Annotated in this window: 14 protein-coding genes; 1 reads left to right on the forward strand and 13 read right to left on the reverse strand. The window is 41.2% G+C overall.

Annotated elements, in window-relative coordinates:
- Window position 1: 1 nt before the first annotated feature.
- The 13 genes from AT15_RS05760 to AT15_RS05820 all read right to left on the reverse strand — a co-directional run bounded on the left by AT15_RS05760 (window position 2) and on the right by AT15_RS05820 (window position 15039).
- On the reverse strand, window positions 2-1003 hold the full coding sequence (locus AT15_RS05760) for a Gfo/Idh/MocA family protein (protein ID WP_068347347.1): 1002 nt from the start codon (window positions 1001-1003) through the stop codon (window positions 2-4).
- Complete coding sequence (locus tag AT15_RS05765) at window positions 979-3627, reverse strand: M1 family aminopeptidase (protein WP_068347349.1); 2649 nt, start codon at window positions 3625-3627, stop codon at window positions 979-981. Before AT15_RS05765 ends, AT15_RS05760 begins: the two co-directional genes overlap by 25 nt.
- Before the next feature lie 82 nt (window positions 3628-3709).
- Window positions 3710-4549 (reverse strand): carbohydrate ABC transporter permease, encoded by an 840-nt coding sequence (locus AT15_RS05770; RefSeq protein ID WP_068347351.1) that lies wholly within the window; start codon window positions 4547-4549, stop codon window positions 3710-3712.
- A gap of 9 nt (window positions 4550-4558) precedes the next feature.
- A complete protein-coding gene (locus tag AT15_RS05775) occupies window positions 4559-5425 on the reverse strand; it encodes a carbohydrate ABC transporter permease (protein WP_068347353.1) in 867 nt (288 codons plus the stop codon).
- A gap of 50 nt (window positions 5426-5475) precedes the next feature.
- Window positions 5476-6780: an ABC transporter substrate-binding protein gene (locus tag AT15_RS05780; RefSeq protein WP_068347355.1), complete on the reverse strand. Its 1305-nt coding sequence runs from the start codon at window positions 6778-6780 to the stop codon at window positions 5476-5478.
- 111 nt (window positions 6781-6891) lie between these two features.
- On the reverse strand, window positions 6892-8334 hold the full coding sequence (locus tag AT15_RS05785) for a glycosyltransferase (protein WP_068347356.1): 1443 nt from the start codon (window positions 8332-8334) through the stop codon (window positions 6892-6894).
- Between the two features lie 4 nt (window positions 8335-8338).
- The gene (locus AT15_RS05790; protein ID WP_068347358.1) at window positions 8339-9268 is read right to left on the reverse strand and encodes a carbohydrate kinase family protein; all 930 of its coding nucleotides are present in this window, start codon (window positions 9266-9268) and stop codon (window positions 8339-8341) included.
- A 17-nt stretch (window positions 9269-9285) separates the two neighbouring features.
- Complete coding sequence (locus AT15_RS05795) at window positions 9286-10140, reverse strand: carbohydrate ABC transporter permease (protein ID WP_068347360.1); 855 nt, start codon at window positions 10138-10140, stop codon at window positions 9286-9288.
- 1 nt (window position 10141) lies between these two features.
- Complete coding sequence (locus AT15_RS05800; RefSeq protein ID WP_068347362.1) at window positions 10142-11041, reverse strand: carbohydrate ABC transporter permease; 900 nt, start codon at window positions 11039-11041, stop codon at window positions 10142-10144.
- 71 nt (window positions 11042-11112) lie between these two features.
- A complete protein-coding gene (locus tag AT15_RS05805; protein WP_068347364.1) occupies window positions 11113-12375 on the reverse strand; it encodes an ABC transporter substrate-binding protein in 1263 nt (420 codons plus the stop codon).
- Between the two features lie 44 nt (window positions 12376-12419).
- On the reverse strand, window positions 12420-13211 hold the full coding sequence (locus tag AT15_RS05810; RefSeq protein WP_317133690.1) for a DeoR/GlpR family DNA-binding transcription regulator: 792 nt from the start codon (window positions 13209-13211) through the stop codon (window positions 12420-12422).
- Between the two features lie 214 nt (window positions 13212-13425).
- Window positions 13426-13749 carry a hypothetical protein gene (locus tag AT15_RS05815; protein WP_068347368.1) on the reverse strand — a complete coding sequence of 108 codons (324 nt, stop codon included), beginning with the start codon at window positions 13747-13749 and terminating at the stop codon, window positions 13426-13428.
- A gap of 147 nt (window positions 13750-13896) precedes the next feature.
- Window positions 13897-15039, reverse strand: coding sequence for an ABC transporter permease (locus AT15_RS05820; protein ID WP_068347370.1), 1143 nt, complete (start codon window positions 15037-15039; stop codon window positions 13897-13899).
- Between the two features lie 117 nt (window positions 15040-15156).
- Here AT15_RS05820 and AT15_RS05825 point away from each other — a divergent pair, with 117 nt between their 5' ends.
- Window positions 15157-17073: a peptidylprolyl isomerase gene (locus AT15_RS05825; protein ID WP_068347372.1), complete on the forward strand. Its 1917-nt coding sequence runs from the start codon at window positions 15157-15159 to the stop codon at window positions 17071-17073.
- Window positions 17074-17111 lie beyond the last annotated feature (38 nt).

Genomic DNA, 17111 nt, shown 5'->3' on the forward strand with positions numbered 1-17111 from the left:
TTCATTCCAGTAATCTGGCAACTTTTACAAGTTCTCTCTCTCTAAAAGATTTAACGGCAGCCTCTATTACCGTAAGGTCTTTCAAAGCCTGGGCAGGAGAACCAAGCAGGTTTTCCTTGCCGAATTTCACCACATCATAGAAATCTGAAAATTCTTCAAAAAACCCATCACTATTTGGGGCTTCCATAGTTTTTTGACTTCCTGCTGTAAATACTTTGATTTTATTACCTTCGATGTACATATTCCCTTCTGTCCCGATAATGGATATCTCATTTCCGAATTCCAGACCGTAAGATGCGATGTAATTTCCGATTGCTCCATTTTCAAAGAGCAAATTCATGGTTATTGTGTCTTCTGCTCCGAGGTAGTCTCTGACTCTTTTCAAGTAAGCCGATACCTCTTCAATATCACCAAGCATTGTCCTGGCTGCTGCGATGTGGTGCACTCCCGCATCGGATATAAAGCCAGCAATATGAGCCGGTTCTTTTCGCCATGAGGTCATTGCATACTTGTTTTTTTCCTTCATCTCTTTAGTGCTTTTCCAGAAAAAAAATACAGGTTTACCTATTTCTGCCGAAGCTATCATTTTACAGGCTTTCTTGTACACCGGAATGTGCCTGTAATTCTCGGCTATGTAAAGAACTTTGTTGCTTCTTTTCGCAAGTGCGAGAACTTTCTTCCCGTTTTCCACGTTAATGGCAATTGGTTTTTCTGCTATCACATGCAGGTCACATTTCAGAGCCTTTTCAATGAACTCGGGATTTAAAATCGTGGGGAGAGCAAGGTCAACCGCTTCGGCAATACCTGAAAGCATGAGTTCATCGACGGTATCAAAAACTCTGGGTTCTGGTTCTATCATTTGAGACAGTCGCTTTGCCTTTTCACGTGTCCGGCTTGCAAGGGCTACTATTTCTATACGATCTCTTAGTTTTTTCAGTGCAGGAAGGTGCAACTCCCTTGCTGCAATGCCACACCCTATTATCGCGAGCCTGAGTTTTTCCATTTTATTACCTCCTTTATAGTCGAAAAACCCAATTTTTCATTGAAATATATAGTACTTCCAAGTGAAACCCCGCCCTTGATACCAATCGTTGAAGCCCCGTCAGCATCCATGAGAAAAGAGAAACCCAAATTAATTTTAAAAGGCGTATCAGCGATAATGTAGATAACCGGAGTAAATACTAAAGAAGTGTAAAAAACATTGCCACTATCGAAAAACCTGCCGCCAAGTTCCCATGATACCCCTATACCCCCTAGGCTGAAGAGATTAAGGAAGCTAATACGCCTGTTCATGGAAACCACATAAGGAAAAGACACTCTTAGGTCAAGCAAATAGCTTGTAGGGGTGTATTTTGACATCAGCGGGTCCAGGGCATTTGAAGTGGCTTCAAAACTCAGCACATCATAAAAAGGGTCAAAAACCTTTTTGCCTGATGCTTCCCCCACAGCGAGCAAGTCAAAAGAAGGAAGGAATTTAGAGCGTACATTGGCAATCCAACTACCATAAAATCCCCCGATGTACGTGGGTGTTGCATCGATCTTACCTATCAATCCCTCTATGCCAAGGTATAAACCGTGTTTTAATGTGTCATCAAAATTATAAAGGCAATCTATGTAATAATTGCTGGTGTCAACAAAACGACTTTTGACAGAAAAAACATGTCTTGCCATCATCAAGGGGCTGCTTTCACCAATGTATAACCTTTCAGGTATGCCAAAGTTAGCAGAAAAGCTAAATCCTTCTAACCCGCTGTATTTCAGTTTCAATAAGCTGTATAGGTCAGGTTGGAAATAAAGAGAAAGACCGGTGTGGCTGTAGCCTCTTCCTTCATCGCTCATATAACCACTCTGGTTTAAAAGTCCAATACCAAAATAGGGGTATTTTTCAAAGAGCAGCTCGCCTGTATAATCAATTCCCGAAGCTGAAATGCCAACAATACCACGTCCACTAAGCAAATAGGCGTCATATCTGTTCTGGTATTCTCCATATCCGCTCTCAAATAAAAGGGGCCAATGGTTGTTGTGCCTTTCTATGTCAAAAGAACGCATTTCAGGATCCAGATGCACCTGCATGCCTGAAACATAGGGAAATGAAGTGGAATCGGAAGTTATAAAACTTCTGCTTCCATCAGGAGTTTCTACCAACACTTTCAGAGGGATTTTCAAATTGCCTGAATCTATATTCACAAAACCATCACTTGGATATACCCTTGCATCAAAATTTCTCCTCTCCAAAAAAAGAGCATACAAGACTTCAGGATCCACATATCTCTCCAAAAAAGCCAGAAATTCATCTCTGGAAACGCTTTTGCCAGCATAAAGCCGGTAATATTCAGACAAAATTGAATACATCTTTTCACGCCCGAGCAGTTCTTCAAGGGAAAAGAAAGCCCTTTTACCCTTCTGATAGTAAATCGCTGATGCGAAATTCTGGGGAATGGCATCGAGTGGGTCAGAAACAGCTGCTTTAACTCCCGCCATTTTCGTATAAAGCAACATGAGCTGATCGGCATGAGCGATGGTTTCAGGGATGTCGAAATAATTCTTTATCAAAGAAGTGAAAAGATCCGATGATTCCCAGTTCATATAATAGTCTTTCCCACAAAGCTCAAAAATAGTGCTGTGAGCAATGTAATCCGCCAGACTCTCGCTCATGAAGTTGTTTTTCAAGAAATCTACACCCGTCCCAATACCAAACCACAAATGGCTCAATTCATGAGCCACAAGGTAAAAGGCGAGGGGATCGAGCAAACCATTAACCCATAGGTTAGCACTGGTGAAAAATCCATCCCCGATAGCAACCAGACCATCAGCTGTGATACCATAAAGCCCGGGAAATGGATCTTGAACGATATGGATTGTCGAATATCTCAAAGGTCCGAGCTTTTTGACGAGGTGTTCAAGCATTTTGAGCGCATATGCTGTGAGTTTTGAGGCTTCTCCCTCAAATCCCTCTCTGAAATGCATAATTATCTTCATGGCTTCAAAGGGCACGGAAAATTCTTTGTAACTATCTTTTCTCACAAAGGCTACCGGACTGGATAGATAGTCCCCCTGAGATTTCCACATTGATTCGCCTATTTGATCTCCTGAAACAATCGCTTGCCAATTTTCGGGCATTTGCATTGAAAGCTGCCAGCTGTGTGGTCTTATACGCAGTCCTTCATTATCCTCCATGGGCAAAGGATACCACCCAAAGCGATAAAGGATAAAATCGCTGTAAGCACCTTCTTCAGGTAGCTGCTCTCTTTTCAAATGCGTTCGAAAATGAACAATTACTCTGGTAGCATCTTCTTTGATTGTCAGCATGGTCTCTTTCCGAAGGGCTTCATCACCCATGAGTGTAGCAGGATATGTATCCAATGTATAATCTATCTCGTTGCCTTCTCCATTAGTTACGGAAAGGATATCCATAGCTCCAGATAGTTCTTCATACAGCGCATGAAGGTAAGGGTTCCCTTTCGAAGCGTAATTTGGTAGCAGCAAAAAATTCTTGATACCGCTTTTCGTGCAGAGGGTTCCTGATATCGTCAAATTTTGCGGGTCGAAGTGAGCTTGAATGTTAAAGTCAACTGAAAAAAGCGATATTACCGTTAGAAGAAGAAAAAATGTGAAAAGCAATTTCATCATTCCACCCCCACAAAATTATATACCCTGCAACAAAAATACCCTCTTCGGATGAAGAGGGTATTCATATTTAACAGAAGATTTATTCTTTTATTCCGGAACGCACCAGGCTTCTAACAAAAAGATCCTGCAAAGTGAAAAAGAGCAAAAGCGTTGGAAGCACAGCTATCATTGTTCCAGCCATGATTATTCCCCAGTTGTTAGCGGATTCCGCAGATATAAGCATCCTTACACCTATTTGCACTGTTTTCATGTTGTCTTCCATTGTAATTATAAGTGGCCACAGATACATGTTCCAGGCATATACAAAATTGATAATTGTCGCTCCTCCAATAATCGCCTTTGAAAGCGGAAGCAGTATCTTCACAAAATAAGTCATAGGACCAGCACCGTCAATGCGTGCGGAATCTTCAAGAGAAGAGGGTATTGTCATGAAATGCTGTCTGAATAGAAATGTGTTGGTGGCGCTCGCCATAAAGGGAATAGTCATCGCCCAATAAGTGTTAACCCAGCCGAATTTGTTCATAAGGTTGAAAAGAGGGAGGATCATGATCGTTTCAGCAGGAAGAAAGAGCGTGGCGAAGAGAAAGGAAAAGGCGAAATTTCTCCCGCGGAATTTGAAATTCGCAAAGGCATAACCTGCGAGAGTACCCGTAAAGATCTTGCCAGCAGTTATCATAGTGGCAATCAGCAGACTGTTCAGTATAAGCCTTCCAAAAGGAACCGTATTGAAAGCATCAACATAATTTTTCCAGTGGAATGACGATGGAAAAAACTTGGGCGGAAATGAAAACACGCCCTCTGGTGGTTGAAGGCTCATGGTGATTGCCAGAATGATGGGCATGATAAAGATAAAGGAAATCGTAATGAGCACTATTTCAATAAGAATTGTATTCAAAAGTTTTTTGGTAGACCGAGTCATGAAAACACCTCACTGATAGTGAACTTTTCTCTCCGCAAAGCGGAAATAGATTATAGTTACAACAAGCATTATCGCGAACATGATCATACTTTCTGCAGCAGCCGGGCCCCGTTTCTGGAAAGTGAAAGCATCAAGGTATAGCTTGTAGATCATATTTGTGGTGTAACCGCCTGGCCCTCCGGATGTCATCACATCTACTATCGCGAAAGATGAGAACATCGTAGTGACCATGTTCATAATAACCAAATAGAAAGTTATTGGAGAAACAAGGGGAAATATGATCCTCCATACACGGGTCATGGTACTGGCTCCATCCAGTGTTGATGCTTCAATTATGTCAAGAGATACGTCTTGTATGCTCGCAATGTAAAATATCATATCAAAGGGCAACATTTTCCATACAGTGGCAAAAATCAAAGCATAAAAAGCGTAAGGTTTAGAAGTTAACCAATGTACCTGTATACCGAATACTTGCATGAAGAAGTAGTTGACATGGCCGACCACCGGATTCAAAAGAAAAGTCCAGAGCGTTCCCGCTATTGCGGGCGAAACTGCATAAGGGGCAAATAGAAAAGTACGATAGAGCCGTGTTCCCGGAACCCCCCTGGTAAGCATATAAGCAATGATAAAAGCCAGAAAGATCGTGATGCTTACGCTCACCGCCACATAGATCAAAGTAAATCTAACGGCGTACAAATAATCAGGGTCTTCCATGAGCTGCTGAAAATTTCTCAAACCAACATAAATAGTCTTATTCCCAAAGGGTGACGTCTTAAACAAGCTCAGCCTTAGTGCACTTCCAGCTGGATAATATATAAAAAGCACAATTATTACAAAGGTAGGTATAAGCAAGAGATAGGGGTAGATCCTCCTCATCAACACACCTCCGGCAATGAAGCAGGGGCAGCAGAGCTGCCCCTGAGATATCAATAAACTTCGTTGTATTCTTTAATTGCTCTTGTAGCGGCTTCTTCAGCCTTTTTAAGAGCTTCGGCGGGTGTTAACTCGCCACCAAACATTTTTTCGAGATTTTGTTCAATGGCAGTCCTTATTTCAGGGTAAGCTCCGATTATCGCTCCGCGTGCATTGTAATTCTGCTCGGAAAGCAGGAGCTGCATGAGCGCTGTCAGATGATCGGGGTACTGAGCGTAATACCCTGAGAAGAGGAGCTGTTCAACAGCATCTTTCCTAACGGGGAAGTAACCCGTCGCTTGATGCCATTCGATTTGCTGTTCCGTGTCAGCCATGAATTTTACGAATTCCCAGGCAGCCTGGGTTTCAATATCAGGGTGTCCACCGATAATCCAGAGGCTTCCACCACCGATAACTGCACCACCAGCTGGAGCATCAGCGGGAGTCGGAAGGAAAGCTGTACCGAACTCAAAACCGTTCTCTTTTGATGCACTCATCATAAGTGCAACGTCAGAAGTAGAAGAAAGGAGCATAGCGGCTTTTTGAGAAATGAACAGGTTTCTTGCACCAGTCCAGTCTTCTACTTTAGTTTCAATCATTGTACCTTCCCTTTTCATATCATTCAACCATTCAAAGATTTTTAGGCCTGCTTCGTTGTTGAAAAGGGCTTTTGTAGGTCTTCCTGTTCTACCGTTGTTGTTATCACACATTGGTGCAGACTGTGCGGCCATCAGCTGTTCAAAGAACCAGGAATGCAGGTTAAACCCAAATCCCACAACATTTCCCTGATAGTATTTTGTGATCTTTCTAGCAGCATCTTTGAATTCTTCAAAGGTTCTTGGAGGATTGTTTGGATCAAGACCGGCTTCCTTGAAAAGAGTCTTGTTGTAATAAAGAATAGCGTTTGAAGAATTGAAAGGCATTGAGTAAAGCTTTCCGTTCACACGATAATAGCTGAGTACCTGAGGAAGGAAATTTCCAAGATCAAAAGTTGGATCCTTTGCCATGAGGTCACCCACTGGCACCGCGATACCACCATCGACCATTATCTGGGTCCCAACATCAAAGACCTGCACAACATGAGGTGCTGTACCCGCCTGCACTGCGGCTATCAGCTTGTTCAGTGTATCACGGTAACTACCGGTATATTGCACCTGTACTTCTATATCTGGATGGGTTGCGTTAAACTTCTCAGCTTGCTGGGCTAAAAAGTCGATTCTCCATCCCCCCATGGCATGCCAGAACTGTATCTGGACCTTAGCTAAACCGAGGGTTGCAACAAGGGCAAGAAGCAGGAACACCACAAAAAGCTTTTTCATTGTAACACCTCCCCAAAAAATTAACCACCGCAAAACTTGCGATGGTTTTCTCTGCGTCTCTACCACGCGGCTTTGTTATTATAGCAGTTTTTAAGCAAAAATTCCAAAAAGTCATAAAAGTGATGGTGGATCACTCCTTCCGAGGAAAAAAGCGGGAATCTCAGGAACTTCATGCGTAAAACCTCTCTTTTCCTCAATGACTTTCAGGTAAGTTAGTGCTGTAGCTCTCCAGCTGTAATTTTTTTCCACATAGGCCACTATTTTTTTCGAAAGTTCCCTATTCAAAGCTTTATCAAAAATCAGCTTCTTTAATCCCCTTGCAATATCTATTATATCCTCGGGGTCAACCAAAATCCCATATTTGTTACCACTCTTCACCATAAATTCAGAAGGGCCACCATTCTTAGTGGTGACAGCTGGCAATCCGCAAGCCATGGCTTCAAGCGGAGCAAGTCCAAAGGGTTCATAGAGAGAGACTATTGCGAAAAGACCAATCTTCGAACTTGCCATCCTGTAAAGGGCTGCAAGCTCTTTTTGGCTGGAAATATCCATGAAAAACACTCTGTCGCGCGCATGATAACTGTCAACGATTTTTATGAGTTCCCTCAAAATTTTGCCGGATTCACCGGAAACCTTCGAACTCTCATTGTATGCATTAGAAACGCCTTTTACTACAATGAGGAGATTTGCCTTTTCGTTTAATTCTCTATCTGAAAGGAAAGCTTTTAGCAACCCCGTAACATTTTTCTTCCGATCAAGGCGGCTTGAACTAACTATTACAGGGTTTTCAATACGGCTGGGCGCATAGGATGAAACTACAAAATTATATCTATCTGCTATTTCATGGTCCAGTTCTGAAGCCATGGGATTGAATATCCTTGTATTGACACCGGGGTTTGCTATGGCGAATTTGCTATCATCGTAAACATCTACCCAGTTTTTATAAAGCTGGTGCGAATACTGATCAAAACGTTCCTGGCTTGTGCTCACAAAGTTCACAACTGAGTACTTCATAGAAATCCTTTCCGCAGGTATGCGATATGAAAATCTGTAAATCCTATCGATTTCCCTGAAGTTTTCCCGTGAAACTCCCAGCTTATCCATTTTTTGAGCTCCCAAAGAATGGGCTGTGAAAGAGAAAGGAATTTTGAGATCGTGTGTCAGCATAGCAGCGGACAAACCACCATCAGCGTAATGGCCAGTGAAAAAGTCCGGAAAACTTCCTTCCCTTTCATAAAGCGCCTTAATTCCTCTAACGTAATCTTTGATATGCTTCCAGAGCTTTTCTTTTGGCAAAAAATCATTTCCGCCAAAACTAATTCGCACTATTCTGACTCTGTCAATGCCGTCGTAATAATCAAAAGGCGTAGAAAATTCTGGCCAGCGTTTGTCCGCAATTCTCCTTGTTACAATATCTACATCAACTCCAAGAGAAGCCATCGCGATGGCGAGCTCTTTGACATAAACCAACTGGCCTCCAAAATCTGGATGGTCAGTCCAATAACTATCAAGTGGATCAAAATTGCCCTGAGGATTTAGAAAAGCTATTTTCATGAGCTTACCCTCTTTCTGATAATAGTTCAATCAACTTCTCGTACTCTGGAATGGGTAAAGATTTGTTTTCATTTTCAATGCGAAAAGCTGCTGCGGCATTGCCGAGTTTTGCCGCTTCAAAAATGTCAAGGCCTTTTAACAGACCACAATATAGACCACTCCAGAAAGCATCCCCGGCACCAGTAGTATCAACCACCCTCTCTGTCAATGAAGGCAAAGCTTCTTTGCATTTGCCATCTGAAATGAGCACTCCTTCAGCTCCAAGGGTCAACAATACATTTTTTACTCCAAAACTATGGTATAACTCCAAATACTTTTCTGCTGAAAGCTTTCCAAAAATCCTTTCAGAATCGTCAAGCGATGGTTTGGCAAGATAAACATTATTCATAAATTCCAGCATTATTTTCACGCTTTTTGCTTTTGGCTCTTTCCAGAGAACGGGACTGTAATTTGGGTCAAGACAAATATATATACCTTTGTCGCGTGCAAGTTCTAAAAGCTTTTTCACTGTCGTTCGTGCAGGCTTTCTTGATACGGGCCAGCTTGTAAAATGCAAAAAGTAAACATCATTAAAGAGTTCATCTAAATTATGAGGAATTGAGAGATGATAATCAGCTCCCCGTACAGGCATGAATTGGGGAGTCCCCCTGGATTTGGTAACGAATACCATGCTCGTATGATGATTGACTACTGAAATATAGGAAGTGTTCACATGAATTGAATTTAGCCATTTAAGGTATCCCTTGCCAAAGGGATCATTTCCCAGAGCTGCCAGCAAAATTGCTTCAATGCCAAGACCCTGGAGATTAGCTGCGAGATTTCCCGGAGAACCAGCAAAAGATCTCTCAAATTTCCTTACCTTAGAAAGATCGGATGCATATTCTTCGGAAATCATGTCAACAAGTAATTCACCTACAATCAGAATCTTTTTCATTCCCGATCATCTCGAATTCATTTAATGCCTGTTTGGGAAACACTTTTCACATATTGCCCCTGAAGCACAACAAACAATATCAGTATAGGAGCTGTCATCATCGTCGCGAAGGCCATTATATCTCCCCAATCTCTGGGATATTGACCAAAAAACACCTGCATAGCTACAGGGAGGGGCCTGTATTCAGGCCCTCTTGTAACCATCAGCGGCCAGAGAAAAAATCCCCACTGCATCAAAAAATGAAGAATGGCAACGCTGGCAAGTATGGGCTTAGATAAAGGCATGGCTATTTTCCAATATATCTTGAACCAACTTGCTCCATCTATAAGGGCGGCTTCTTCAAGTGCCTTGGGAAAGCCTATGAAGAACTGATAAAAGAGAAATATGTAAAAGGGATTAGCAATAAAGGGTATTATTTGAACATGATAAGAATCCAGCCATCCAAACCTATTTGTCATGAGCAGCAAGGGAACAGCTATTGTTTCAAAGGGGATAATCATCAAAGCCACGATTACCGAAACCAGAAGCTTCCTCCCCTTAAAAGTAAATCTCGCCAGTCCGAAGGCCATCATGCTGTTTACAAATAATCCAGCTATAACCGTTGAAGAAACTATGAGCAACGAATTGAATATAAACCTCAAAAAGGGCATTCGTGCGAATACATCGCTATAATTTTTGAGTGAAGCTGGAGAAGGGATAAAGGCTTTTATCGAACCCATTCTTTTCAGGATATCAAGCTCATCGGGATTCAGAGAGGTTGAGATCATATAGATCAACGGAAAAAGAAAGAACGCAGCCAATAATATCATCAGGGTATAGCTTATGCTTTTATCTATAAGAATTAGTTTTTTTCTGCTCCTTTCAGTGGGCACGTCATGACACCTCTCTTTCTTCTTTGAGCAAAAAACGCTGAATTATAGAGATAGCAAGAACAAGCAAGAAGAACACAACAGTCAATGCTGATGCATAACCTATATATTGCCTTTTGAACCCCATGTTATATATGTGAAGTACAACAGTGTATGTTGCGCCATTAGGCCCGCCGTCCGTCATTACTTTCACCTGGTCAAAGAGTCTGAACGCCAATATAGTTGTTGAAATAATAACAAAGGCTGTGGTGTTTTTTAGCTGCGGTAGCGTTATTTTCATGAACTTTTGCCAGTTATTTGCACCGTCAATCGTTGCTGCTTCATAAAGAGATATGGGGATTTCCTGCAACCCCGCAAGAAAAATGAGCATCTGGAATCCTACGCCCTGCCATATCGACATAAACATAATTGCAGGAAAGGCCCAGTTCTCATTTTTTATGAAGTCAACAGTTTGCCAGCTTCCAAAGCTGATCTTTTGAAGGAATAGGTTTATAAGCCCTTCGGGATTGTAAAGAAAAGTCCAGATAACGGCGACAACAACCATAGTGGTAACAGTAGGCATAAAATATACCGTCCTGAAAATTTTGGTGAACTTTATGCGTTTATTTACAAGCAAGGCTAAACCAAGAGCAAATGCTGTCTGAACAGGGACAACAATGATTACGAACTTAAAAATGTTAAGCAGCCCTTTCCAGAAGAGATCATCTCCCAAAATTTTCTTGTAGTTATCCAGTCCGATAAATCTTGTCGGTAGTCTGCTTATCAACCTCTGGTTTGTAAAGGATAAATAAAACGCCGAAAGAAATGGGATAATGATGAATGTGATTAATAATACAAGCCCCGGTAAGAGAAAAATAAAGGCATACTTAAATCCCCGCTTTTTCTCATAAAACATTTTTGCCATATTTTCTCTCCCTTCTCCTTCTTAATCAAAAAGGGTGGGGTGTTCCCCCACCCAGCAGGTGCAAAAAAGCATCAGTAAACAGGATACCCTTCGTTGTATTCGATATCTTCGTTTATTTCCTTTACAGCCCTGTCGAGCTCCTTTCTAATATCGGAGCCATTAATAATATTGTCAAGAGCTTTCGCAAAAGCAGCCGTGATGGTTGGGTAAGCAGGTGTAACAGGTCTTGGCACAGCAATAGTTTCAAGCTGCTGAACAAAGATGTTCAAAGGACCGCCTTCTCCATAAAGCGGAGAAATTGCAATTGCGCTCTTTCTGGAAGGAACAGCACCATTTGCATTTGTCATGTTCAATATTTCTTCGGGTCTGAGGATGAATTCCAGGAACTTCCAGGCAGCTTCCGGGTGTTTGCTGTTTGTTGTTATGCTCCATGCCCAGGAACCCATACCTGTAGCCTGTTTAAAGAACTTCGGCATAGGAACGAGGACTAAATCATCTCCAAGAGCTTCTTTGTATTGGTTATAGACCCAATGCCCAACCCAGGATAGAGCAGATTTTCCTTCGATGAATTCGTTGTCACCCGGGGGATTGGGATTAACAAAGCCCTGCGCAAAGAGCGCCTGGAACCATGCGGCTGCTGCAAGGGCTTCTGGCCCGTTGAGGATACCATCAGCGGACATGTAGTCACTGCGATCAATCAGATCAGCACCAAAAGCCTGGAAAATAGGAGAGAATCCATAAGTGTACCATTCACCAACACCATAGTTGATTTTCATATCAAGCGGGAATTTTATTTCCGGGAGTTCCTTCAGCTTTCTCAGAATGTCCATGAATTCTTCAAAGGTCCACGCATCATCGACGCTCTTTGGAATCCTCGCGCCAATTTTGTCAAGATATTTCTTGTTTGCCCAAATTGCGAGCCCAGAATCAAATGTCCCAAGAGCATAAATTCTTCCGTTGTAAAGCCCTTGAGAAATTATCGATGGGAGAAAATCGCTTCTTAGCTCAGAGGTCATAAATTCATCAAGTGGAAGCAGGTATCCAGCCCAAGCATAGTTGGAAACATATGGCCCATCAAGGTCAAGGATGTCGGGGAGCCCATTCGCCAGAGCAGCTGCCTGTACCTGGTCATTGTAGCTTCCTTCAGGGAGCTGAACGGCAATAATTTCTATCTCGTCCTGCATAGCATTAAATCTCTTTACCTGGTCGTTTATTACATCCCTTTCTGAGCCACGTCCTGAATGGAACCACAATTTCACCTGGATCTTACCTAAAGCTGTTACAGAAAGCGCTAATAACAACACTATCACCAGAAACACCATAAACCTTTTCATATTAACCCTCCCTTTCTGACCCCCAACGGGATCAAAGTGAATGTTTATATAATTGAAAACTTACCATCCTGTTCGCATTTTTTGAGTCGTTTCATTACATTTTCATCTTTCGTGGCCGTGATTACTACTTCTGTACCTGACCATCCCTTTATGCGAACTAAAGATTTCTTAAAGAGCTTTGAAGTACTTGCAAGAATATATATCTCAGGTGACGCTTTTACAATTAGCTTCTTTGTTTCAGCTTCCAGCAAAGTGGAAGAAAAATAGCCGCTCTCATCGAGCCCATTTATACCCATAAAAGCTTTGTTTACATGATATCTGTCAAAAAAAGGGTTGATTTCCAGATCCAGGAAGTTCATTGTGCTATATTGAAAGTAGCCCCCAAGAACTACAAGCTTTATCTCGGGGTACTGCACAACAGTGTTGATAATGTACAGAGAATTTGTAACGACAGTCAGGTTTAAAGGAGGAGTTTCAAGAAGCTTTTCCGTAAAAAAAAGAGTAGTGCTGCCCGAATCAATAAAAATAATGTCATTTTTCTCGACCAGCTGGACTGCTTTTTCCGCGATTAACTTTTTTTCATCAACGTCAACGGCAATTTGTTCCTGAAACTGCGGATCATATCTGTGGGGCTTAAGGCTGATGGCGCCGCCATGAACCCTTTTCAACAACCCAAGGTTTTCGAGTTTTTTCAAGTCTGACCTCACAGTAACTTCAGATATTTTTAGTTCTTCTGCAAGCGATGAACTATATATTTTGCCATATTTATTCAATTTTTCAACGATATAGTTCTTTCTCTCTTCGAATATGATAATTATCCCCCCTGAGATAAAAATATCATCTCGAACAGAGAAAGTGAAATGTGATTATCGAAAATTAATCCCCTTTATTCTGAATTAAAAAGGGTTAGGTGTGTTATTTTCGTTATTTTGCGTTTTGCTTCGTTTGCTTTCGTTTTGTTATTAAAAAATAATAAAACGAAAATTCTCAAAATATAAAATTTTCTGGTAGCAGCATTTTCAAAACCCTAAAAGCCAACAAACACAAATCTCAGCTGATTAAATAGGTTTGAGATCCCTTTTCGTGATAGATAAAGGTTTTTGAGATGCTGTAATTTCTTGTGGATTTTTTCAGAGCGTTTGAGATAAGCCCCAGATATCCGTTGATTCTTTCGAAGACTTCATCAAGGGTACAGCTTCCCTGTTCGGTGATTATTCGAATCAGCAGTTTTCCGCTTTCTATCTGCCTTATGTTCAAGTGGTCTCCACGAGCTCCGAGCTGCATATTTCTTGAAAGGTAGTGCGAAATATCCATGATCAGGTTGGAAGACTTGCGTGTTTCAAATGTGAGTTCCATGCTATAGACTATACGCATCTCCGTTCCCTCCTTTTTTGTAGAAGGATCATATAGAGATGGTGCAAAATTAAAAAAGAGCTGTGGAACCCATGATGAAGATCAAGAAATGCAACTTACCAGTGAGAAAAAAGAAGCTTCATAAATATTATAGCATAGGAAAAAGCATCACATAGCAGATAAACTATCTGACCTATATCTGAAGGCAGTTACGCTTAAGAACACAAATCCTATTGTAAGTATAGAATTTGAGATCAGTAGCCCGATGATTGTCACTGAGTCGCCGGGTATCAGGGATATCTTTTGAATTTCGCTTAACAGAGCCGTTATAGGAAAATATTCGACAAATTTTCTGAGCCATTCTGGAAACATGGATTTTGGAATGATTATGCCGCTAACGAGTATGAGTGCGATTGAAGTTCCGGTTACAATAAACTGGCTTCCCCTGGAAGTTTTTGTTAGACTTGCCAGAAATGTACTCATAGCAATGAATACAAGCGTAAGCACTAGAAAAAGAAGAACGTTTTCAAAGACATCGGTTAAACCTTCATAGCCAAAAAGCAGTCCAAAGAGTAGAAAAAAGAGGAATTCAAAAGTTCCAACAATAAGGAAGCTCACGATCTTTGAAAATAGAAATTGAAAAGCCTTCGTGTTGGCAAGCATCAAGAAGTCAACGATCTCTGTTCTTCTGTCTTCGTGTATTGACCAGCTTAAGCCAATTCCTGTTGTGAGCAACAGACTCAATGCCAATATAAGCGGGAAGAGATACTCCTTGAAATTAAATCTATCGCCTTCTACACCTTCTACAACTATCTCAGGTGCTTCGTAGTTCGGATCCACCGTCACATTTTTCATAAAATCCGGATCAGCTATAACTGGAAGGGCTTTAAACTCGTTGAGAACATTGCTGAGCACCTGATAAATCGCTATCCCCGATTGAAGTGCGTTGGGGTTCGGGATGAAAATCAATTTTGAAGGTTTCTGGAAAAGGAGGTCATTTGCAAATCCTCTTGGTATGACAAAGTAACCATCAAGGTTTCTTAGTTGCTTTTCAGCTTCTTCTCTTGTTTTGAAGACATATATATTTTCCTCTTTGATCATGGAAGTGGCATATCTTATAAAAAATATTCCAAGAAATGTATTGTCTTCATTTACGATACCTAAACGAAGCACATATAAGCTCTTATTTATGTTAAATACGCCGGTAAAGAAAACCAATGTCAGCGGAAGGAGGAGAAAAAAAATCCATATACTCCGTGACCTGAAAATCATTCTAAGTTCATTGGTTATTAGAATAACAGTTTTTCTCATTGAATCCCTCCGTTTATATTTCATTATATAACGACACCATGGCGAGAAAGAAAGAAAGAAGCCCTTCGTCTGGTAAAATTGTTTCAAGGATTTTATTTCAATAAAGGAGTTGATTGTGTGAAACGCTTTGTTTTTATCTCTTTATTTCTTTTTACCTTTGCTTTCGCCTTTGCAAGTGGGGAAATAGCCAGTCTAACGTTGAACGGGACACCATTGTCCGATGCTTATTTTAACGTGGATGCTGCTGTTCTTCAGGGATATTTGAATGACACGCTGGGAAGTTATCAGCAACAGGGTATTAGTTTAGATCCATACTTCTCCACGCAAAATGCTCCCAGCCAGATAGAGCTAAAATACAACATACTCATGAATTTACTTGATGATAAGATGGCAGGCTATTACGCAAAAGAAAACGGTCTTTTTCCGGATGAAAATGAAGTCACCGGTTATACGGATCAGATAACAGCCGGCTATCTTGCAAACCCTCAGTATGTATCACAAATAGAAATGAGCTACGGTTCAACAGAGACTTTCTGGAGAATAATAGAATCTTATGTCCGCTCGGAATTGATAAAGCAGAACATACTCATGACACTTGTGGCAGATTACCCTGCCAGCTTTACAGAGTACTTTGAGTCCAACAAAGCGGAAATAAAGGATAAATACGAAAAAGTAGGCGCAAGCCATATTCTTCTTACATCAGAAGCAAGTGCCACAGAAATCAAAAATCTCATCGAAAGTGGTTCGATCAGTTTTGAAGATGCTGCAAAAAAATATTCCATCGATACAGGCACTGCACAAAATGGCGGTTTCATTGGCGAATTCAGTCGTGGCCAGCTTGTGAAAGAATTTGAAGATGCAGCCTTTGCCGCTACCCCCGGCGAAATAGTGGGTCCCGTAGGAACGGAGTACGGTTATCACATAATAAGAATTGAGTCAAAAAGCACTTTCAATACGGTGGAAGAATTGCTGAATACAAACGCTTATACAAATGTCGCAAGAGACTTCCAGAATGAAGTATATCTCGATTGGTTCAAAAAGTACAAAGCAAACAGCCCTCTTGGCTATGTTATATACGATCCTGAACTTGACCTAATGGACAGGCTAATGAAATCTCAGACTTCAGGGGAGGATATACATGATTTCTATTCAAGGTTGGAAGGAGAAATATTCAATTCCACCGGGGAAGTAAAAGAAGATACCACGGCTTTTGCAGCAATCCTTTATCTAATGATCTCAGATTCCATCATGCAACCGACACTGGACAATATACAAAAGCTGCAATATATGCTTGATGCAAGAAGCAATTTGCCTGAGGAAATGAAAAATCTTTCGTTTGATGCTTTGGAGGCTGCTCTTGAAGAAACACCAGACAGTACAGATGATAAGATTATGGAATTGAAAAACAACCTTTCAACGCTGATAACCTATTCGCATGAGCTGGGAGTGTTTAGCGACGAAGAAATAAAGGCAAAGCTTTCCGAAGAGCAGGCTTACAGAGATGGAAGATACACTGTAATCGGAAAAGTCGCTGGACATCTGTACCACCTTATTCCGAACTCGGAAACCGCACTGGAATACCTGAACAAATACAGCGGGAATGATCCGGAAGTGGTGTTCCTGTACACCAATAAGCGATATGAAGATGAAATAAAACCGATATTGGAGAACGAAGAGCTTTTCCAGAGTTATTTGAGCTACTATACCACTTATGTCGGAGATAAAGCCGCTGAAATGCTTGTCAAATATCCCCTTGTTTCCATTGAAAATCGTTTGAAAGAGAACGTAATCGAAAATGAAAAGGCTTCTGACGAACTGAAACTAAAATCGATAAAGCTCCTGATAGAAGCCTACAACAAAGCTGGAAAACTCCCTGTTGACAAAGGTCTCAAAATCGATTTCTTCAGCAGTGCTCTCGCATACTCATATTACCTTGACGACTTTGTTGAAAAGGGACTTGTTGAAGAATCTGAAATTGACACTCTTGTCGATGAGCTGTTGAAAGAAATCGAAGCCTTAGAAAACGAAGAGTAAAACACAAAAACAAAAAAAGGAGGGCAAATGCCCTCCTT

Origin of the sequence: Kosmotoga arenicorallina S304 (assembly GCF_001636545.1) — a bacterium.
Taxonomy (GTDB): Bacteria; Thermotogota; Thermotogae; order Petrotogales; family Kosmotogaceae; genus Kosmotoga_B; species Kosmotoga_B arenicorallina.